Source organism: Paenimyroides ceti (assembly GCF_030409925.1).
Genome location: NZ_JAUFQU010000001.1, coordinates 2,368,262 through 2,388,623, shown reverse-complemented (window position 1 = coordinate 2,388,623; position 20,362 = coordinate 2,368,262). Strand labels below are relative to the sequence as shown.

18 protein-coding genes are annotated in these 20,362 nt (G+C 35.0%); 6 read left to right on the top strand and 12 right to left on the bottom strand.

The window, feature by feature from the left end:
- Window positions 1-74: 74 nt before the first annotated feature.
- The gene (gene ccsA / locus QW060_RS11855) at window positions 75-3,233 is read right to left on the bottom strand and encodes a cytochrome c biogenesis protein CcsA (protein ID WP_290363760.1); all 3,159 of its coding nucleotides are present in this window, start codon (window positions 3,231-3,233) and stop codon (window positions 75-77) included.
- 196 nt (window positions 3,234-3,429) lie between these two features.
- Between ccsA and QW060_RS11850 the strand changes: the two genes are divergently transcribed.
- Entirely contained in the window at window positions 3,430-4,620 is a 1,191-nt protein-coding gene (locus QW060_RS11850) for a pyridoxal phosphate-dependent aminotransferase (RefSeq protein WP_290363759.1), read from the top strand.
- A 40-nt stretch (window positions 4,621-4,660) separates the two neighbouring features.
- On the opposite strand, the gene QW060_RS11845 is transcribed toward QW060_RS11850, so the two are convergent.
- Entirely contained in the window at window positions 4,661-5,467 is an 807-nt protein-coding gene (locus tag QW060_RS11845) for a ZIP family metal transporter (protein ID WP_290363758.1), read from the bottom strand.
- Complete coding sequence (locus QW060_RS11840; RefSeq protein WP_290363757.1) at window positions 5,468-6,199, bottom strand: SAM-dependent methyltransferase; 732 nt, start codon at window positions 6,197-6,199, stop codon at window positions 5,468-5,470. It abuts the gene before it with no gap.
- A gap of 98 nt (window positions 6,200-6,297) precedes the next feature.
- Here QW060_RS11840 and QW060_RS11835 point away from each other — a divergent pair, with 98 nt between their 5' ends.
- The 3 genes from QW060_RS11835 (at window position 6,298) to QW060_RS11825 (ending at window position 8,313) form a co-directional block, all read left to right on the top strand.
- Window positions 6,298-7,467, top strand: a complete 1,170-nt coding sequence (locus QW060_RS11835) for a THUMP domain-containing class I SAM-dependent RNA methyltransferase (protein ID WP_290363756.1) — start codon at window positions 6,298-6,300, stop codon at window positions 7,465-7,467.
- Window positions 7,418-7,696, top strand: coding sequence for a hypothetical protein (locus QW060_RS11830; RefSeq protein ID WP_290363755.1), 279 nt, complete (start codon window positions 7,418-7,420; stop codon window positions 7,694-7,696). The genes QW060_RS11835 and QW060_RS11830 overlap by 50 nt, the downstream gene beginning before the upstream one ends.
- 62 nt (window positions 7,697-7,758) lie before the next feature.
- Window positions 7,759-8,313: a hypothetical protein gene (locus QW060_RS11825; RefSeq protein WP_290363754.1), complete on the top strand. Its 555-nt coding sequence runs from the start codon at window positions 7,759-7,761 to the stop codon at window positions 8,311-8,313.
- Here QW060_RS11825 and QW060_RS11820 read toward each other — a convergent pair.
- Window positions 8,301-9,230 carry a DnaJ domain-containing protein gene (locus QW060_RS11820; RefSeq protein ID WP_290363753.1) on the bottom strand — a complete coding sequence of 310 codons (930 nt, stop codon included), beginning with the start codon at window positions 9,228-9,230 and terminating at the stop codon, window positions 8,301-8,303. The genes QW060_RS11825 and QW060_RS11820 overlap by 13 nt on opposite strands.
- A 74-nt stretch (window positions 9,231-9,304) precedes the next feature.
- Between QW060_RS11820 and QW060_RS11815 the strand changes: the two genes are divergently transcribed.
- Window positions 9,305-9,865: a hypothetical protein gene (locus QW060_RS11815; RefSeq protein ID WP_290363752.1), complete on the top strand. Its 561-nt coding sequence runs from the start codon at window positions 9,305-9,307 to the stop codon at window positions 9,863-9,865.
- Between the two features lie 9 nt (window positions 9,866-9,874).
- On the opposite strand, the gene QW060_RS11810 is transcribed toward QW060_RS11815, so the two are convergent.
- The 4 genes from QW060_RS11810 to QW060_RS11795 all read right to left on the bottom strand — a co-directional run bounded on the left by QW060_RS11810 (window position 9,875) and on the right by QW060_RS11795 (window position 13,119).
- The gene (locus QW060_RS11810; protein ID WP_290363751.1) at window positions 9,875-10,588 is read right to left on the bottom strand and encodes a DUF6048 family protein; all 714 of its coding nucleotides are present in this window, start codon (window positions 10,586-10,588) and stop codon (window positions 9,875-9,877) included.
- Complete coding sequence (locus QW060_RS11805; protein ID WP_290363750.1) at window positions 10,563-11,066, bottom strand: DUF6452 family protein; 504 nt, start codon at window positions 11,064-11,066, stop codon at window positions 10,563-10,565. The genes QW060_RS11810 and QW060_RS11805 overlap by 26 nt, the downstream gene beginning before the upstream one ends.
- Before the next feature lie 96 nt (window positions 11,067-11,162).
- Entirely contained in the window at window positions 11,163-12,566 is a 1,404-nt protein-coding gene (gene lpdA, locus QW060_RS11800; RefSeq protein WP_290363749.1) for a dihydrolipoyl dehydrogenase, read from the bottom strand.
- Window positions 12,567-12,657: 91 nt separating this feature from the next.
- Window positions 12,658-13,119 carry an Lrp/AsnC family transcriptional regulator gene (locus QW060_RS11795; RefSeq protein ID WP_290363748.1) on the bottom strand — a complete coding sequence of 154 codons (462 nt, stop codon included), beginning with the start codon at window positions 13,117-13,119 and terminating at the stop codon, window positions 12,658-12,660.
- A 160-nt stretch (window positions 13,120-13,279) separates the two neighbouring features.
- Between QW060_RS11795 and QW060_RS11790 the strand changes: the two genes are divergently transcribed.
- Window positions 13,280-14,476, top strand: coding sequence for an aminotransferase class I/II-fold pyridoxal phosphate-dependent enzyme (locus tag QW060_RS11790; RefSeq protein WP_290363747.1), 1,197 nt, complete (start codon window positions 13,280-13,282; stop codon window positions 14,474-14,476).
- Window positions 14,477-14,550: 74 nt separating this feature from the next.
- Here QW060_RS11790 and QW060_RS11785 read toward each other — a convergent pair whose 3' ends face one another.
- The 4 genes from QW060_RS11785 to gldJ all read right to left on the bottom strand — a co-directional run bounded on the left by QW060_RS11785 (window position 14,551) and on the right by gldJ (window position 20,331).
- Window positions 14,551-15,342 carry a hypothetical protein gene (locus tag QW060_RS11785; RefSeq protein ID WP_290363746.1) on the bottom strand — a complete coding sequence of 264 codons (792 nt, stop codon included), beginning with the start codon at window positions 15,340-15,342 and terminating at the stop codon, window positions 14,551-14,553.
- Between the two features lie 257 nt (window positions 15,343-15,599).
- On the bottom strand, window positions 15,600-17,342 hold the full coding sequence (locus QW060_RS11780) for a mechanosensitive ion channel family protein (RefSeq protein WP_290363745.1): 1,743 nt from the start codon (window positions 17,340-17,342) through the stop codon (window positions 15,600-15,602).
- Between the two features lie 46 nt (window positions 17,343-17,388).
- Complete coding sequence (locus QW060_RS11775; RefSeq protein WP_290363744.1) at window positions 17,389-18,666, bottom strand: UDP-N-acetylmuramoyl-tripeptide--D-alanyl-D-alanine ligase; 1,278 nt, start codon at window positions 18,664-18,666, stop codon at window positions 17,389-17,391.
- A 57-nt stretch (window positions 18,667-18,723) separates the two neighbouring features.
- On the bottom strand, window positions 18,724-20,331 hold the full coding sequence (gldJ, locus tag QW060_RS11770) for a gliding motility lipoprotein GldJ (RefSeq protein WP_290363743.1): 1,608 nt from the start codon (window positions 20,329-20,331) through the stop codon (window positions 18,724-18,726).
- Between the last annotated feature and the right edge of the window lie 31 nt (window positions 20,332-20,362).

Below are 20,362 nucleotides of genomic sequence, written 5' to 3'. Positions count from 1 at the left end.
TAAAATCTGTAACAATGAGATTGTTAATGGTGTCAAATAAAAAAGCTTTCCATTCGGAAAGCTTTTTTATTGTTTTATTTTTTATAATATTTTCGGTATTTAAAGAAAGCGATAAAGGCTATCAGAAAAATACTTCCTACAGACCACCATATAAATGATGGCGTTACTACCTGATCACCGCTTGCATAAGAGTGTAATCCGGACAGATAGAAGTTAACGCCGAAATAGGTCATTAAAATAGCATAGAAAGCGAGGATAGAAAAAAAGTTGTAAATCCATGTACCGCGTAATGCCGGAACAAAACGCATATGTATTACAAATGCATAGACCATGATGCTGATCAATGCCCATGTTTCTTTAGGATCCCATCCCCAATAACGCCCCCAACTTTCATTAGCCCACTGTCCGCCAAGGAAGTTACCAATTGTGAGCAGAACTAAGCCCACTGTCAGTGCCATTTCGTTGATATAAGTGATTTCCTTAATGCTCAAATCCAGTTTCGATTTATTGTCTTTTGTAGTGAAAATCATGAGTAATAATGCTACTATTCCCAATATCATTCCCAAAGCAAACGGACCGTAGCTGGCAACAATAACGGCTACGTGAATCATAAGCCAGTAGGAATCCAATACCGGTTGCAAATTGGCAATGGCCGGGTCTAACCAGTTCCAGTGTGCTACCATCAATATCATTCCGGCAACAAAGGCTGTGGAAGCAATTGTAAGTTCGGATTTTCTTCCAAAAATTAATCCGAACAGCATGGTTGCCCAACTCACATAGATCATCGATTCATACGCGTCTGACCAAGGTGCGTGACCCGAAATATACCAACGGGCTGCAAGACCTAAGGTATGTAGTACAAAAAGAAGTACCGTGAGGCCAATAAATACTTTTGTAGTGATGTTTAAAAATCTGTTTACTTTGAATATACGGATGATAACGACCAAAAATAGTAATACGGAAGCATACATATATAAGGAAAACAAGTTTTTGAAGATATCATATTTGTTGTATAGTACTTCCGCTTTGATATGCGTATCAGAAGGCATTACCTCTTTTCCGAATTTGTGCTGATAGTTATTGATCGATTCTAATAATTCGTCTGCACCTTTATAATTATTGTTGTCAGTTGCCTGAAGTAATGCAGAAATATATAATGGGAGTACATTTTTGGTGTACAGTGAATCCATTCCCTTAAGATTGGCATCGTTTAATTCAAGATATGAAATCCATTTGTTGTTAGGGTCTCCTGGAATTGGGAATATTTTTAAAATGCTTCCTGAAAGTGCCTGATGAAGTAATATAACACGTTTATCTACTTCAATAAAATCTTTTTGAAATTGATTTTTTACCGCAGCGTGATTGGCTTCATCTAAATATTTGCCTAATTTATAATTTCCTTTTTCATCAAAGAAATTGATTAATGACGCAAATTTTGCATCTACAGGAACTCCGATTACCTTTCGGAGACTGTCATTCCCTTTTTTAAGATTAATGATCGGTACATTATACCAGAGCGTAGGGTATTGAACCATTGACAGCATAACCTGATCAGAGTCAAAGTCTTTGTAATGGTCTGCTTTACTTACTTTTCTTAATAATTCAGAAGAAAACGTATTGATCGGTTTCATACGTCCGCCTGCATCCTGTATGATTATTTTTCCAAAAGCATCGGCATGTGCCTGTGAAATTTTAATCTTTGATAATAAAGAATCAATTTGTTCAGGGGTTGGAGCGTTGTGTGAATGCTGAGCAAAACCTGAGAAAGAGATCAGCAGCAGCAGCAAAGTCATAAGTGCTGCTTTTTTCTTTCTTACTTTATTCAGTTTATTTTTTAATTCGCTAAAACGCGTGTTTTTAGTAAATAAAATAGCTAACATCGCAATATATAATAAGGTATAACCAATATATGTAGTCCATGTTCCGTAAAAATCGTGGTTTACGGATAGAATAGTTCCTTTTTCATCCGGATCAAACATTGCCTGAAAAAAGCGATAGCCTTCGTAATCTAAAACATTGTTCATATAAATACGGGCATCAAATGTTTCAGAAGGAGCAATTACCGTTACCTGGCTCTCAAAAGATTTATAACTTTTTTCTGTTCCGGGATATCTTTCTGCAATAAAATCATTTAGTTTTATCTGGAAAGGTGTGGTGTATATTTTAGAACCATACATTAAAGTAAACTCAAGTTGTCCTAATTTGAAAGATTGAGGAACGCCCATTTTACCTTTACTTCCCATCAATACGACTTCCTGTTCTTTACCATCTGTACGTACCGATAATACCAAAGCATCATCAGTTTGCTGATCTTTGTAGTTGTTGTTTGATTTTAATACTTTTTTTCCTGTGATCGGATGATCGGCTACAAATTGTGCCCCGCCGAGATTATACATAGAACGGAAGTTAAATTCCTGTTCTGTATCTTTTGCCACTTCACCCTGATGCTGATCAATCATACGCATATAATTACCTTCAAAAGGGGTATTGATATAAAACTTGCCGTCTTTTGAGGTTATGTTGATAGCTCCGTTAGTAGGTTGGTTATAGGAAAACAGAGTTCCGTGAATGCTTTCTACAGTACCCTCTTCAATAAAGTGTTCATGACGTTCTCCGTGTTCTGATTCTACGATTTTCAATAAACTTTTTCCGTTGGGATCTTCTACTATTTCTTCCGTAGCGTTCATTATAAATTCTTTGAATTCTACTTCAAAAGGAATCTTGTTGAAATCGTTTTTGATTTTGAAGTGATTGCTGGCAAATGAACTGATGAGATTGTCTTTTTCAAGCGCACCCGAAAACAAATGCTGATCTTCAAAAGTAAGTCTTTTCATTTCTCCATCGATTTCTCCATCGACCAATACGGTAAGAAATGTTCTGTCAGAATAAATCTGTGATGCTGTTTCTCCTTCTCTGATAGGCATTACACCTTCAAAGCTGATGTATCTTGTGATAAAGGCACCTGCAATGATAAGAATAAAGGAAAGGTGCAGTATCAGGGTTGCCCATTTTTCTTTTTTATGAAGCTGATAGCGTTTAATATTACCGATAAAATTAAAAACGAATATCAGCATAATAAATTCAAACCATTTGGTGTTATATACTAATATTCGTGCAGTATCTGTATTGTATTCGTTTTCAATGAATGTGGCTATACCCATTGCGGCTGCAAAAACAATGAATAAAACCGCCATCAAACGAGTGGAGGACAAAAAAGAGAAAATCTTACTCATAAAATACTTTATTTTAGTAGTGTACTAGATATTAAAATTCCACAAAAATACTTATTTATAGGTGTAGTGTGGGTATTTTAACGAATAATTAATGATTGCAAGTCCATAGGAATTTTATAAATTTGTAACTGAAATTTTAGAAAGTTTTCTTTTTAAAATTGAATACGTAACAATTGTGTAAAAACATCAATTAATTATGCCGAAAATATCTAAAAAAGGGCAACAAATGCCTGAGTCTCCTATCCGTAAGCTTGTTCCTTTAGCAGAGGCAGCTAAGAAGAGAGGAACAAAAGTTTACCATCTTAATATCGGTCAACCCGATATCAAAACGCCTGAAGTTGCTTTAAATGCGGTAAAGAATGCCGATATTGAAGTTCTTGAATACAGTCATTCTGCGGGTTTTGAATCGTATAGAAATAAATTGGCTGCTTATTATCAAAAGCAGGGATTACCTGTAAATACTGAAGATATTATCATTACTACGGGAGGATCAGAAGCTTTGATGTTTGCCATGGGTAGTACAATGGATCAGGGTGATGAAATTATTATTCCGGAGCCATTTTATGCCAATTACAATGGTTTTTCAACGGCATCAGGGGTAAAAGTAGTTCCGGTTATTTCAGGAATTGAAACAGGCTTTGCTTTACCTCCTATAGCGGATTTTGAAAAATTGATTACAGATAAAACAAAAGCTATTCTGATCTGTAATCCCGGAAATCCTACAGGATATTTATATTCTAAAGAAGAGTTATCTCAATTGGCTTCATTGGTAAAAAAACATGATTTGTTTTTGATTGCTGATGAAGTGTATCGTGAGTTTGCTTATGACGGATACCAACATTTTTCAGTAATGAACGAACCTGAAATCGCTGAAAATGCGATCATGATAGATTCTGTTTCCAAACGTTTTAGTATGTGTGGTGCCCGTATCGGATGTGTAGTGTCTAAAAACAAAGATTTTATGGCAGCAGCAATGAAATTTGCACAGGCACGATTATCACCGCCTACTTATGCACAAATAGCTTCTGAAGCAGCTTTAGATACTCCACAATCTTATTTTGATGATGTCATCACGGAGTATAAAGACAGAAGAGATACGCTTGTACATGCATTGAATGCTATTGAAGGTGTTACAGTGGCAAATCCTAAGGGAGCTTTTTACTGTATTGCCAAACTGCCTGTTGAGAATGCAGATGATTTTGCAAAATGGCTTTTGGAATCTTTTGATTTGAATGGAGAAACAGTAATGCTGGCACCTGCTTCAGGATTCTATTCAACTCCGAATGTTGGTTTGGATGAAGTACGTCTTGCCTATGTATTGAAGAAAGAAGATCTTATAACATCTGCCCGTATTATAGAAGCAGCATTGAAGGTATATAAAAAATAGTCTTTAAAAAAAAACTCTGATCAAAAGATCAGAGTTTTTTTTATATAAAATAAGCAAGTACAATACCCGTTATGATGGCGATGAGTTTGGCAAGGTTGAACTTATGTCCTTCACTGCTTTCAAAAATAATAGTCGAAGAAATGTGGAATAAAATTCCTACGACAACAGCTGATATCTCTGTGTAATAATCAGATAGGAAAGACAAATGCTGTGAGGCAAAAGTTCCTAAAGGAGTCATAAACGCAAAGCAAATCATAAAAAAGAAGATCGCTTTCTTAGCCATTTCTGCCTGTAAGAAAAACAGAGTGAGAATGATCGCTATAGGGAAATGGTGAATGGCAATTCCATACGCCAGATTATGGTGATGGCTCAACGGCATTCCTTCCAGTAAGGCATGCAGACACAAACTAAGAAATAATGCCCAGGGTATTTTTTTAAACTTTTCATGAACGTGTACATGTCCATGTTCAGCCCCTTTGGAGAAAAACTCTAAAAGAATCTGAAATACAATTCCGAGCATGAGAAATAATCCGATCTTTTTCATAGAACCATGATCGTGATGGTCGTGTTCATCAGCAGTATGTTGAACAGCTGATTCGGTGTGTATATGCGCTTCCTGAGAAACTGTTTCTGAGTGTGCTGCATGATGATCTGTTATCTGAATTGTTTTTTCAATTTCATGATAGTAGATTTCAGGTAACAGATGTGTCACGGTAAGTGTCAATAAGAAAGAACCGCTGAAAGCCAGCAGCAATTTAATATTTCGTCTGTTAGCCGGTTTTATTACAACAGCTAATACATACCCTAAAAGTACCGCGATAAGCGGAATACTGTATATTGTTATCATTTATTTAAAAAGCATGATTAAACGGTCAGATTCTTTTTCATAGTATCGATTCAGTTTATAATCGCCAAAAACTTCCAATAAATAGATGCCGGATTGTTCCATCAATTCTTCAAAATCCTGTAAGGTCAATGCTTTTACTTTTTCTGTGAAATCAAAATCCTGACCATTGTCGTTGAATTTGATGTTTTTTAAAATAAAACCATCCTGATAGGAACGGGTAATATGAAAAACAATGCCGTCTACTGTTTTTGTTTCTGTCGGATTCAGCTGCCCGATCACTTTGTGTACATTCATAAAGTCTAATACAGCAAAACCATATTCTGTAAGGCTTTCATGAATTGCTTTTAATGTGGTAAGATTGTCTTTTTCCTCAGGAAAATATCCAAAACTGGTGAACAGGTTAAAGATAGCGTCAAACTTTTCTTCCAAAGGCTGTCGCATATCGTGTTCTATGAATTTTAAATGGTCATTTTCGAATTGAGAGGCATATTCAATACTATTTTTAGATAAATCAGCTCCTACAACATCATATCCCAATTTGTTCAGATAAATCGAATGACGTCCGCGACCGCAAGCAAGGTCAAGTACTTTAGCGTTTTCCGGCAGGTTTAAATATTTGGTTATATTGTCAATAAATACCTGTGCTTCTTCATAATCTCTGTCTTTATATAATATATGATAGTAAGGAGTATCAAACCAGGATGCATACCAGGTGTTTGTATCTTTTTGCATGGGAGTGTTTAAAATTTTTATAGCTAACAAAATTAATCTATTTTTGTTGAAATTTCGATATTAAAAAATACGATCCTCCGAAATACGGAAATAATTATATGGAAAACTTTAAAATGATTGCGAAAACTTTTTTCGGATTTGAAGAAATTTTGGCAAAAGAATTATATCAGTTAGGAGCACAAAATGTTGAGCAGGGTGTACGTATGGTAAGCTTTTATGGTGATAAGGGTTTTATGTATAAAGCTAATCTTGCGCTTAGAAGTGCTTTGAAAATACTTAAACCTATCAAACAGTTTAAGGCTTATAATGAACAAAGCCTGTATAAAGGTATTCAAAGTATTGACTGGAGTACTATTTTTAATGTAAATCAAAGTTTTGTTGTAGATGTAACGGTTAATTCGGATCATTTCAATCATTCGCAATTTGTGGCATTGAAAAGTAAAGATGCTATTGTAGATCAGTTTCGGGAAGCATTTGGCAAACGACCAAATATTGATAAAGATTATCCGGATGTAAGAATCAATGTTCATATTCAGAAAGATGACTGTTCTGTTTCACTGGACACTTCAGGAGCTTCATTACACCACAGAGGGTATCGCACCGCGACTAATATTGCACCTATAAATGAAGTTTTGGCAGCAGGTATTTTGTTATTATCCGGATGGGATGGAAGTACTCATTTTCTTGACCCGATGTGCGGTTCAGGTACATTTTTAGTAGAAGCTGCTATGATTGCCTGTAATATACCCGCAAATATCAACCGTAAAGAATTTGCTTTCGAAAGATGGAATGACTGGGATAACGACCTTTTTGATCAGATTGAAGCTTCTTTACTTAAAAAGATAAAGGAATTTCATTATGACATTATTGGGTATGACAAAGCACCTTCTGCTGTAATCAAAGCGAAAGACAATGCAAAGAATGCCAATCTGGATGAGTATATAAAAGTTTCTCAACAGAACTTTTTTGATACCCAAAAAGAAACGGAAGGTCCGCTTCATATGGTTTTCAATCCGCCATACGGTGAACGTCTTGATATTGATCTGGAACGATTTTATCGGGAAATAGGCGATACACTCAAGCAGAGTTATCCGAACACCAATGCATGGTTTATTACCGGAAATCTGGAAGCGCTGAAATTTGTAGGACTGAAACCTTCAAGAAAAATAAAGTTGTTTAATGGAAAACTCGAAGCACGTCTTGTAAAATATGAAATGTATGAAGGTAGCAAACGAACAAAATTCCAAAACAGAGAGAATAATGAGTAAGAAAAATAAAGTTTTTATCGTGATGTTTTTGTGCTTTGCTGCTATTTTTACAGTAACGCGTATCGGTCTGGGATATTTTTTTGAAATCCAGTCATTATACTGTTCATTAATCAGTGCTTTAGTAGCTACTTTTTTCTCTCCACAATTTAAGGTCTTTCAGACTAACGAAGGAGAAAAAGTATATATGCGATGGCTCTTCAGTAAAAAGGTAAAAGAGTTGAACTGGTAAAAAAATATTGTGAGCACCTTTGTTATACTAAAAAATCTTTAGGAATTTTTAGTATAAATCCTTTGCTGTCATGGATCAATATTGAAATGAAAGACTATTTCTTTAATAAACTCGATTTGCTTAAGTTCTCTTCCCTATTTGTTCTAAGTATTGGGGTATTACTTTCTATAGATTATTATTTATTAGATCAAAATGAAGTTATCTATACCATTACAGATAAAAAGAGAAGTCATGAAGTAGTGTCGATAATGACCAGCAGGTATGGATCCAGAAATGAGAGTAAAGGTATATATGTTGTAGATATCGGGCTTAATAATACGTATAAAGTAAGTGAGGAGACTTTTAAGCAAGTTGCTGTTGGAGATAGGGTATTTTTAGGAGTTAACAATATTACAAAGCAAGAATCTTATCTTAAATTTTATAATAACGGAAAGTCTTACAAACATTTTTATGGTGGATATTACTTTATGAATGGGTTTGAACTTTTTTTTATGCTTTTTTTCTTTCCATTTCAAATATATCATTTAGTTTATCGCGGAAAAATTGAGCATATTGGTTTTTTTATTGTTTTCACGATGGTTATGGAAATAGGATATTTATTTTATTATTTGTTCTGATAACGATTAGGAATCACTCCGAACCTGTTTATTTTTGCATCTCCTTTTTGGTAACATAAGGTGAGTATAAAGAAAATATTGACAACGGGAATAAATAAAAGAACCGCTTTTTGGGCAGATTGTCCCGTATCATGTAATCGCTTAATGGTATTTATAATAAGGCCGGTAAACAGTAATCCAAATGTAATCATAAATAACATACTGTCAGTACGTTGATGAACATTCCCTATTTTGGCTATACAATATCCAAAAAAAAGTATTGATAAAACTCTTCCAATATAGTCTCTCGCACTGATTCTTCCGTAAATACTCAACAAACGTTCACGTTGAAAATGTCGGATGTCGACTCCCGGAAACTGTTGGTTAAGAGATTCATAATGGTGTTGGTCATCTGCGGTCATTTCTGGTCTCCGTTGTTTCTCAGACGTATTATTTATCTGGATGGAGCTCATTGCATACCGTCTGGAAATGGTATTTAAAGCCACCAGTTCTACCATAATGAAATCAGCAGCATGAGTGATTCTGAATTTTTTAATGCCTTCAGATGGTACCTTGCCAAAAGGACGAATCTCAACAGTATCTGCAAAATGGGTTTTCCATCTGAATTCTATAACATCACCAATTTTAAATGTATTGGTATTGATATAAAAAAAATCAATAACCGGCTGTACAAACTCTTCTTCTTTTTGATGAGGTTGCCGGATGAGAATGTCTAATGCAGCATCATAGTTTTTTCTTCTGATGTCATCACTTAAAACTTCATAGGCTTCTTTGATTTGAATAAATAAATCATTGAAATATGGCTGTCCTTGATTTTTATCAGGATGATACTGAAGAGAGAGCTTTCTGTAAGCTCTTTTTATATCTTGAGGAGTAGCTGTTCTTTGAATTTCCAGCAGTTGGTAATAATTTTTCATCTGAATGGAAAGTTACATTATTTTCTTTTGTTAAAAAAGTCCATAAATATTTTTATCTTTAAGAATTATAAATCATGATGAGTTACACCCTTTCTGATTTCATTCGTTTTTATCAACGATTGGATAAAATAGCGAAAATATCTTTACTATCCAGTGCTTTTTTTATTGGGTGGCTTCTTTTATCCCCTTTAGTACCTTCAAGAGAGATACCGGATACTGTTACAAAGATGGTCCCGATTGGCGCTGATAAAAATCAACGCTATTTTTTACTGATTACGGAATATCTGTACGTCTATATTGATGAACCTACATACGATGGCTTATCAGCTCATAAAAACAAACCTATATTTTTAGGACTCAGTTATCTGAATTCTGATGTAAAATATATTGCGTACAAAAAAAATGGTTTTGTAGAAAAGGTAAATGTTTCCGGAGTGGTAAACACGGATTCAGGCTTTTTGGTAATGATTTTTATTATGCTGTTACAACTGTATACGGTTTTAAGGATTAATCCCGTTCGCGAACATTTATTCTATAATTTTGTTTTGATATTTGCAGTAGCTGCACAGTTTTTATATCTTTTGAAAATAAATTTTCTGACAAATCTGTATGAACAGTTTAAACCGTTTCCATAAAAAAAAGAGCTATTGAAGCTCTTTTTTTACAGGTTGTTTTTTGTATAGTGGTATAAAATACGATAGACCATAATTGAAATTGGCTCCGATATTTCCACTGTATTTTCTTCCAAAGCCGGGCAGGTATAGGTTCTCAAAACCTTCCGGTTGTTTTTGAGTAATCAGGTAGTTTAAACGCACGGAAAAACTTAAAAACAGATTGTTTAATACTTCAACCTTGATACCACCTACAAGTTCTACAAAATGAGCTGAAAGCCCCTTACTGAGCAATTCAGGATATACTTCAGATTCTCCGAAATACGGATTCTGGGTATAGATTTTATAGGAATGAAGTTGTTGCGAATGAAGACTTAATCCGAAACGTCCACCGACAAAAATAATGTTTTCCATATCCAGCCAGTTTTTGTGCAGGTTATAATCAACACCTATTTTTATATAGTTTCCTTTTGTCGTGAATGTCAGCTGATCTTCTTCTTTGAATTTCTTTTCCATGCCAATTTCTACTACACCATATAGATTTTCCTTGAGACGGTAGTCTGCATTTACTTCAAAACCGGTGTAATCTTTATCCCAGATGTTTCTGCTTGCCTTAAAAACATCCGTTCCGATCCGGATGCCATATCTTTGCGGATATTTGGTGATTTTAGGAATACTGTCCTGAGCATAAATATGCAATCCGGAGAAAAGCAGAAGGATACTAATATAATATCGTAACATGTTCATTGGTTTCGTTCACGATTTGGTTGACTGATTCCTGAGAAGTAATCCAATGCCCTGGGTTACCATTATTGAGTGTCGTATTTACATTCATAAAGATGGTTTTGTACCCGCATGCTTTTGAAACATACTCAGAAGTTGTGGCATAATTAAACCGGATGGTGTCGTTTATGGCAGTAGTTACATTTCCTGTTGTCTGTTTCAGTTTCAGAACCCATACACTTTCAGAACCGTTTATTTTTAGGGGGAGTTTGATGCTTGAGGCATTCGAAAAAGCAATGGAATCATTGGAAGGTCTTCCCGCTTCATAGCATACAATATTCTGAAACACTTTTCTTTCGGCAACATTGCTTTGATTGTAAAATCCGAAAACTACCAATGGCGTAGCATTATCCTGTCCGGAACATAAATCATCTTTTTCACAACCGGAAAGAAAAAGTATGCTAAAAAATAATGCACCGATAATGTGCCGTTTTTGTGCCATAAAAATTTATATTATTGGTTCAAAAATACTAAAGTTATTTCATAAAAAAAGCAATGTTTGAGGTAAACATTGCTTTAGAAAATATTTTCGTTTTTTTTATACGTGTAATGCGCGATTATCGGTTGCTGCTAATGCTGCTTCTTTCATCGCTTCTGCAAAGGTTGGGTGTGCGTGTGACATTCTTGAGATGTCTTCAGCAGATGCTCTGTATTCCATAGCTACTACTGCTTCTGCAATAAGATCTGCAGCACGGGCACCAACAATGTGAAATCCTAAAATCTCATCAGTTTTTTTATCTGCCAGTATTTTTACAAAACCATCTGTATCAGCGCTGGCTCTTGCGCGGCCCAATGCTTTGAAAGGAAATTGTCCCGCTTTATATTCTCTGCCTTCCTGCTTCAATTGCTCTTCGGTTTTTCCAACAGCAGCTACTTCAGGCCAGGTATATACTACTCCCGGAATCAGGTTGTAGTCGATGTGTGGTTTTTGTCCAGCCAATTGCTCAGCTACGAGAACCCCTTCTTCTTCTGCTTTATGTGCAAGCATAGCACCGCGAACTACATCTCCGATCGCATAAATATTGGAAGCAGTAGTCTGTAAATGATCATTTACTTCTATCTGTCCTCTGTCTGTTAATTTTACCCCTGCTTTTTCAGCATTAAGACCTTCTGTGTACGGACGGCGTCCTACACAAACTAATGAATAATCGCCTTCCAAAGTGATGATTTCTCCTTTTGCGCTTTCAGCTTTTACTACTACAGTGTCTCCGTTTCTGTTTACGCCCTGTACTTTGTGAGAGGTGTAAAACTTCATACCCTGTTTCTTTAAAACTTTAGTAAGTTCTTTAGAAACGGCTGCATCCATTGTAGGTAAAATTCTATCTGCAAATTCTACTACTGAAACCTGAGCTCCTAATCTTAAATATACTTGTCCTAATTCTAAACCGATTACACCACCGCCGATGATGATCAGGTGTTTAGGGACTTCTTTTAATTTTAATGCTTCCGTAGAAGTGATGATTCTATCTTTGTCAATGGTAATGAACGGTAGAGTAGAAGGCTTGGAACCCGTAGCAATAATGGTGTTTTTAGCTTCAATTTTTTCTACAGATCCGTCATTTTTAGTAATATTAATGGTGGTAGCATTTTCAAAAGATCCGATTCCTTCAAAAACTTCAATCTTATTTTTATCCATTAAATATTTTACACCACCAGAAGTTTGATCTACAACAGCTTGTTTACGCTCGATCATTTTGGCAAGATTCACTTTTACATCTCCTGGCACTTCAATTCCGTGATCCGCAAAATGTTGTAACTCTTCGTAATGATGAGAAGAAGCTAATAATGCTTTTGAAGGTATACAGCCTACATTCAAGCAGGTACCGCCCAATGTAGAATATTTTTCTACGATAGCTGTTTTCATTCCCAATTGTGCACAACGGATTGCTGCTACATATCCGCCGGGACCAGAACCGATAACAACTACATCAAATGAACTCATAATATACTATTTAAGTTGTGATTACTATTTTATACAAAAATAATATTTTTCAAGCGCATAGGTAAAAAAAAACGTATGAATTTTGACAGTTTTAAATGAAGCTGTAGGAGGTAGTGCTTTTTACTTCATTAATCATAAACATACTCTGAGTACTGGATACTTCATCTAATGACGTAAGCTTAGAAATCATGAATTCACGGTAGGTTTCCATATCTTTTAAACATATTTTCAGAATATAATCGTACTCGCCACTGATGTGAAAACATTCTAAAACTTCCGGCATGGCAGATATTTTATTTTCAAACTGGATAATAGCTTCTTTAGAATGCGTTTTTATTTTGACAAGTGACATAATTACAAAAGGCCTGTTAATTTTATTGCGATCAATCAGGGCTACATATTTGGAAATTATTTCTTGTTTTTCTAACTTCTTAACACGTTCATAAACAGCAGTAGTAGAAAGATCAAGTTGTTCTGCAAGTTCTTTTGTCGTTTGCTTGCTATTTTCCTGTAACAACTCAATTAATTTATAGTCGATATTGTCTAATTTCATTTTTGAATAAATTGGTTTTTATGTAATACTGGTTTATAAATACCTGAAAATATCAGTAATTATAGGTATTTTTTTTATTTTCAAACAAAATTATAAAAAACTTTTGTATATGCTTGTTTTTTAGTTGTTTTGTAATAACAAACTAAATATAAACTAAAAAATGTTTAATCCAGCAGACAAAATTCAAGATTTACAGTATTTTGGTGAATTCGGAGGTGTAAATCCATCTATTTCAGATTCATCTACATATACTTTCTTATCAGCAAAAACAATGTTTGATACCTTTGAAGGTAATGCAGACGGTTGTTATTTATATTCAAGACATTCATCTCCAAGTAATCTGTATTTGTCGCAGGCATTAGCCGCTATGGAAAATACAGAGTCAGCAAATGTGACGGCTTCGGGTATGGGGGCTATTACGGCTACTATTATGCAATTATGTAAAGGGGGCGGGCATGTTGTTTCCAGCAGAACTATTTACGGTGGAACTTATGCTTTTCTTAAAAACCTTTTGCCTCAGTTTGGTTCCCATACAACTTTTGTTGACATCACAAAGATGGAAGCGATTGAGCAGGCTGTTACTTCAAAAACAAAAATAATATATCTGGAATCGGTAAGTAATCCTTTATTGGAAGTAGCAGATATTAAGAAAATTGCAGATTTTGCTCATAGCAGAGGTCTTAAATTGGTAGTGGATAATACTTTTTCTCCTTTATCCGTAACACCAAAAAACTTAGGAGCTGATGTTGTGATTCACAGTCTTACCAAATATATTAACGGTAGTAGTGATACTGTTGGAGGTGTTATTTGTTCAACTCTGGATTTTATTAATGAATTGAAAGATGTAAACAGTGGTGCTTGTATGTTGCTCGGATCTACGATGGACAGTTTTCGTTCGGCAAGTATTCTGAAAAATCTTAGAACCCTTCATTTAAGAATGAAGCAACATAGTGTAAATGCGCAGTATTTAGCTGAAAAATTTGAACAGGCAGGTATCAAAACGGTATATCCTGGATTGAAATCACATCCAAGTCATGAATTGTTTAAACAAATGTGGAACGAGGAATATGGTTTCGGAGGTATGCTTACCATTGATGCAGGCAGCCTTGAAAAAGCAAATGCCCTTATGGAATTGATGCAAAACCGTAATCTGGGATATCTTGCTGTTAGTCTTGGGTTTTATAAAACGTTGTTTAGCGCTCCGGGCACCTCTACTTCATCTGAAATACCAGCAGATGAACAACTTGAAATGGGATTAAGTGACGGACTGATTCGTTTTTCTATTGGTTTGGATAATGATATTGAAAGAACATATCAGGAAATGCTTAAATGTATTAAAGAAATAGGTGTTATATAGCATACGCTTATTTTAGTTATATAAAAAAAGCCGGAAGAAATTATTCTTCCGGCTTTTTGCTTTATCATTTTTTATTATAGATTGTCATCAACCATAAATTGAACACCTCCTGAAGCAGCAGCTGCTCCGATATATGCTCCGGCTACAGTACCTGCAGGACCCGCTACAAGTGTTCCTGCTCCAGCACCTAAAACGGCACCGATAACATCACTTACTACCGCTCCAAAGATTCGTGCAAACCAGCGTATTCTTGCCTGTGGAGCTCCTTCACCATTGTTTGGCTCACTTCCGTCTTCAGCAATGTTATAAAAGTCTAACCAATACTGAGTACTTGATTTTGCAACAGCAATAGTTGAAAGTAAATATGCTTTATCTGTTTCTGAAAATTTACCTGTTAGATAAGAATTTTCTAAAGCCGTAAGGTCATTTAATAACTCTGTTGGAGTTTGTACGTCCTGATTGTTCAGAACGTCTGAAAGTTTGTTTAAATTGTTTACAACATTTGATGATAAGTTGTATTTAGCTGCAAAACCTTCTATGTCTGAATATTCAAAAGAAGAATCCATCGCCTGATTCGCTATTGCAACCATGTCATCTTTACTCAATGCAGCGGTTTCATATTCTCTTTCTTCTGCGTAAGTAAAAGCATTTTCTACTAATTGCTCCATAGTATTGGTTCCGTTTGCACGTTGCTCAGCCAAAAAGGTATTGTGATCTTTTCCTACATAGCTGTATGGATTTTTATCACCTTCAGCAGCTGCTCTCGTAGAAACATTATTTCCACTTTCTACAGATGAATCATTAGTTGTACAAGAAAATGCTAAGAATAGCACAGTACCCATCGATAATAATTTAATTTTTTTCATTATTTATGATTTTTTTAAAAGTTATGGCAAACCTAATCTTTTATCTAATTACTCCAAAAAAAAACTTAATATTTTTTTAAAATATAGTTAATTTTTTTTAAATAAATAAGTTTCTTGTTTTTTATAATTATTTTTTTAATTAAAGCTTTTCTTTTTTGTTAAAATATTATAGGTTGATATGTTTTTTTATCCGGCTTGATATCCAAAAAAAACTCCCTTATAAGGGAGTTTTTTATACACTTAAAAAAGTTTGAAAATTATTTTTTGAGTAGTGGATTTTCCTTTATCTCTACATATTGAATAGAAGATAATGGAATTTCAGCATCTTTAAATTCTTTTTTGATGTTTTTGATGAGATCCGATTTGATAAAGTACATATTTTGAGGTTCAAATGTCAGTGCATTGATTTCATAAGTAGCATTGATTTCGTTTAGATCCAGTTGAAATACGTATGGAGATAATCGTTTGGAGACTCCCACAGTTTTTAAAGCAGCTGAAATCAAAAGATTGGTTACAATGCGTTCGTCAAATTCATATCGTATTTTTACCTGAGCTGTCAGTGCCAGACCGTCGGTTTTGCCAATAGATGAAAAGTTGATGGTTGGTCCGGAAAGAATAGCAGAATTAGGAACTGTCACGTCTTCATTATTGATGGTTTTCAACCGCGTTACCAAGCTGTTCTTTTCAATCACTACACCAATTACATTGCCTGTTTTTATCCAATCGTTGGTTTGAAACGGGCGCATATAAGTGATGACAATTCCTGCAACTGCATTCGCAATAGCAGAGGAAGATCCAATAGAAATAAGAATACCTAAAAAGACTGATACTCCCTGAAAGGCTACAGTATCAAAGCCCGGTAGATAAGGAAATACGATAATCAATGTAAGGCATATAAACAGAAACCGTATGATCAGATAGGTAGGTTTTGCCCATTCTTTGTGGAAGCCGTTAAGGGTTAAGTTTTCTCTTTCGATTTCTAAAGTAAAATACCGTAACAAACGTAGGATAAAACGGATGGCAATAATGATAAAAATGATCTTTACGAGATTTGGTAGATAGTCTATGATGGAGTCGCTCAACGATCTTAATGGTTCCAAAAATATTTTTTGCATTTCTTCGGCCCACACCTGAGTGGCAGGAAATAATTTCAAAGCAATTGGAATACTTGAAATGAAAATGATGATGAAAAAAATATATTTAAGTAATATTAAAAATTTTGATATAAGGCTATTTAATTGATTTTTCTTAATCAGCTCGTAGTTTTTAACTTTAAGTCCTTTCTTTAAAAAGGAGGAATGATGTAAGATAAAAGAATCCATTTTTCTGAATAGAAAATTGAGAAAATAGATTAAAATTCCTACAGCAAAAATAATCAGCACTAATTCTATCAAACGGTATATTTTGTTTTGCAGGCTGTTTTCTTTTCGCAGGTTGAGTACGGAATTATTTATTTTTTCAATATTGCTTAATGCGAGTTCTTCTACAGTAGATCCATCCCATAAGGCATCAAGTTCACTTACCCCCATAATGATCTCATTTTCATAAGATATTGTGGTGCTATTGTAAAAGTGTTTGATTTTTAATGAATCTTTATGGTAAAAGGCTTTCTCATAAAGATTTTTGATTTTATTGGAAGAAGTTTGTGCTCTCTCAAGTGCTGTATAAGGACCAAGATTAGCATAGATTCTGAATAAAGTGTCAAATTGCAATACCACTGGTGCACCTTCAGTTCGGGCTTTAATTCTGTTTATCTCTTCTAATTGCTGTTTGATTCTTAAAGAATCTTTGTTTTCCTTTTCTGTACTCTTACCATTGCTGTCAGTATAAGATGTTCTGGTAAGCAATTCTTTGAGTTCATGCGTCAGTACATCAATTTTTAAAGAATCCTTGGTGCGAAGCGCTTTAAGTTCCTTTAATTGTTTGTTGATTAAATGCAAGGTTGAATCGCTGCTTTTTTCCTGAGCGGACAAACAGAATGGAAGTAGTAACAGACACAAATAGAGCGTTTTTTTCACAGCTGTTTTTTTACAATTTACTTATTATTTACAGAATAGGCAAGATTCTTTCAAGAGACATGCCTCTTGAACCTTTTATAAGAATAGTGCTTTTTTGGATAGCGTGTTCCGATAGATAAGCAGAAAGCGACGCATAATCTTTGAAAAAATGGTTGTGGTTGTCCTTTAATTCATAGAACTCTTTTCCTACAAAGAAGGTAGTAATATGCTGTTTCTCTGCTAATTCTTTAATTGTTTTGTGTTCTCCAGAGCTTTCGTTCCCCAATTCAAACATATCTCCGAGAATCATAATTTTGTTTGATTCCTTTAATTGAGCAAAGTTTTCGATAGCCACTTTCATACTGCTTGGATTGGCATTGTATGCATCCAATAGAATTTTATTGTTTTGAGTTACTGTCCACTGTGAGCGGTTGTTTTGCGGCATGTATTCTTCAATAGCCTTTTTTATATCTTCGAGTTCGATATTAAAATAGATACCAATACTAACAGCAGCACATATATTCGGGATGTTATATAGTCCTGTAAGATTGGAGTCTATTTTTGTATTTTTTATAGTAACACTGGCCATTGGTTGTGCCTCAGTTTCACGGAAATATACATTAGCCTGTTCTGATTTTGCTGAAAATGAATAAGAAAGTATTGTTTCTGATTTTTCAATTTGCAATGGATCATCTAAGTTGATAAAAGCTGTTTTTTGATGTTCTCTCAGGTAGTTGTAAAGTTCAGATTTTCCTTTGATCACACCTTCAAATCCTCCGAAGCCTTCGAGGTGAGCTCTTCCAAAATTGGTAATATAGCCGAAGTCAGGCATGGCTATTTCTGATAGTTGCGCAATTTCTTTTTGATGGTTGGCTCCCATTTCTACAATTCCAATATCAGTATCTTCATCAAAAGAGAGCAGGGTAAGGGGTACGCCTATATGATTGTTGAGGTTGCCTTTGGTTGCTTTTGTTTGATATTTTTTACTGAGAACCTGATGGATGAGTTCCTTAGTAGTTGTTTTTCCGTTACTACCTGTTAAAGCAATAATGGGTAACCCTAAATGTGCCCGGTGAAACTGTGCCAGATCCTGTAATGCTTTAAGTGTGTCATCTACTAAAAACATTTTATCTTCATCTGTCAGATATTTTTTTTCGTCTATGACTACGTATTGGGCTCCTTTGTTTAAAGCTTCTTCTGCAAAGGTATTGGCATTAAAATGTTCTCCTTTCAAGGCAAAGAAGATGGAGTTTTCAGAAATGTTTCTCGTGTCAGTGCTGATGCCGTCACAAGTTAAAAAGTAGCGGTATAATTCGTCTGTTTTCATATTTCAAAAATAAAAAAAAGCCCTAAATAAATTAGGACTTTCTTTTTGTTATTCATTTTAGCCTCTTGGCTTTTTCTTTGGGTTAGGAGCAGAACCGATTTTTGTCATTGCGTTTCTGAATCCGATGAAGTCTGAACCTGTGTATTGGTCAGCGTATCTTCTGGTTGCAGGGTCTAACCAATAAGCACGGTCTTTCCATGAACCTCCTTTTATAACTCTTGAGTTATTGTTGATTAAAGTGGTTTTTCCTGATGCAGTATCATATTGACCAACAAATTCTCCGTTTTCATTATATCTTCCTTTGTTTTCAGGAGCATTGTACATATCACGGTTTAGGTTGTAGTCACCATCTTTATAGGTGATGCTGTTATTGGAATTGAAGTTTCTTCGTAAGAAAGTATCTTCTTCACTAACAGTTGTTTTTGCGACTTGTCCAGGTAATGCTTTAGGGTGTAATTTTCCATTTGGCAACGTATCGTATTGAATAGTTGAATCAACAATCTGTACGCTACCATCAGGATTGATTACGTTTTTATTGTAAACATTTCCTCTGAAATAGTTCATATCGCTTTCTTCAGAAGCTATCGCAGGACGGTAAACATCGGCTACCCATTCTGCTACGTTTCCTGACATATCATATAATCCCCAATCGTTTGGAGGGAATGATTTTACAGCGGTAGTAAGACCACCCGGATCTGTAGCCCATCCGGCTACACCACCATAATCTCCACGATTTTGTTTGTAGTTTGCTAAATGATCTCCTTTTTTACTTCTTGATGATGTTCTTGTGTCGTCTGATCCCCAAGGATATTTTTTTCTTCCTTTGATATTGTTATATTCTCTGTCAGCTTTTCTTGTACCTGCAGCATATTCCCACTCTGCTTCAGTAGGTAGTCTGTACTCAGCAGTAAAAAGACCAAATTCCTGTTTAGCATAAACATTTTTTTGTCCTGGTTTTGCTTTGTTTTTTACTCCCTTGAAAACAATAGTATCATTTCCTCCGTATGCTCTGCTTGGCGCATTCAAATAAGCGTCTGTAGAAAATGACTGTTCACCGTATGCTTTTTGTGTTTTAGCATTTTTCTTAAGGTAACCTGCTTTTTCCAGATTTAACTCATTTACACGGTCTGTTCTCCATTTAGAGAAGTCATTTGCCTGAACCCAAGAAACACCAACTACCGGATAATTTGCATAAGATGGATGTCTCAAATAAGTGTTTGTTAGCGTCTCGCTAAATCCTAATTTGTTTCTCCAAACCAATGTGTCTGGTAATGCAGATTGATAAATATTTCTATACTGAGCTTCCGATGGAGGATAAACTTGTTTTAACCAATATAAGTATTCTCCATACATTAAATTGGTAACTTCAGTTTCATCCATATAAAAGGACTGTACAAATTGCTGAGTAGGATTGTTATTCCACTCACCCATAACATCACTTTGAATTCTTCCCATAGTGAAAGTACCTCCTTCTACAGCAACCATTCCATATGGAGTTTGCGTGCCGTCATAAGCTGTATTGTATTGAAAACCACCTCTGTTATCGTTGAGTTTCCAACCCGTAACTGAAGAGGTCCCAACAGCACTGTTGTTACAACTCGTCAAGCTAATTGATGCTGCTATTGCTGCTATCAATTGAAAAGTCATAAGTTTATTAATCTTCATCATTTAAAAGTAAGTAATAAATTTCGTTGCA

Coding starts and splice junctions, on each gene's coding strand:
- ccsA (WP_290363760.1), bottom strand. CDS start 3,233: ATGAGTAAGATTTTCTCTTTTTTGTCCTCCACTCGTTTGATGGCGGTT.
- QW060_RS11850 (WP_290363759.1), top strand. CDS start 3,430: ATGCCGAAAATATCTAAAAAAGGGCAACAAATGCCTGAGTCTCCTATC.
- QW060_RS11845 (WP_290363758.1), bottom strand. CDS start 5,467: ATGATAACAATATACAGTATTCCGCTTATCGCGGTACTTTTAGGGTAT.
- QW060_RS11840 (WP_290363757.1), bottom strand. CDS start 6,199: ATGCAAAAAGATACAAACACCTGGTATGCATCCTGGTTTGATACTCCT.
- QW060_RS11835 (WP_290363756.1), top strand. CDS start 6,298: ATGGAAAACTTTAAAATGATTGCGAAAACTTTTTTCGGATTTGAAGAA.
- QW060_RS11830 (WP_290363755.1), top strand. CDS start 7,418: ATGAAGGTAGCAAACGAACAAAATTCCAAAACAGAGAGAATAATGAGT.
- QW060_RS11820 (WP_290363753.1), bottom strand. CDS start 9,230: ATGAAAAATTATTACCAACTGCTGGAAATTCAAAGAACAGCTACTCCT.
- QW060_RS11815 (WP_290363752.1), top strand. CDS start 9,305: ATGATGAGTTACACCCTTTCTGATTTCATTCGTTTTTATCAACGATTG.
- QW060_RS11810 (WP_290363751.1), bottom strand. CDS start 10,588: ATGAACATGTTACGATATTATATTAGTATCCTTCTGCTTTTCTCCGGA.
- QW060_RS11805 (WP_290363750.1), bottom strand. CDS start 11,066: ATGGCACAAAAACGGCACATTATCGGTGCATTATTTTTTAGCATACTT.
- lpdA (WP_290363749.1), bottom strand. CDS start 12,566: ATGAGTTCATTTGATGTAGTTGTTATCGGTTCTGGTCCCGGCGGATAT.
- QW060_RS11795 (WP_290363748.1), bottom strand. CDS start 13,119: ATGAAATTAGACAATATCGACTATAAATTAATTGAGTTGTTACAGGAA.
- QW060_RS11790 (WP_290363747.1), top strand. CDS start 13,280: ATGTTTAATCCAGCAGACAAAATTCAAGATTTACAGTATTTTGGTGAA.
- QW060_RS11785 (WP_290363746.1), bottom strand. CDS start 15,342: ATGAAAAAAATTAAATTATTATCGATGGGTACTGTGCTATTCTTAGCA.
- QW060_RS11775 (WP_290363744.1), bottom strand. CDS start 18,666: ATGAAAACAGACGAATTATACCGCTACTTTTTAACTTGTGACGGCATC.
- gldJ (WP_290363743.1), bottom strand. CDS start 20,331: ATGAAGATTAATAAACTTATGACTTTTCAATTGATAGCAGCAATAGCA.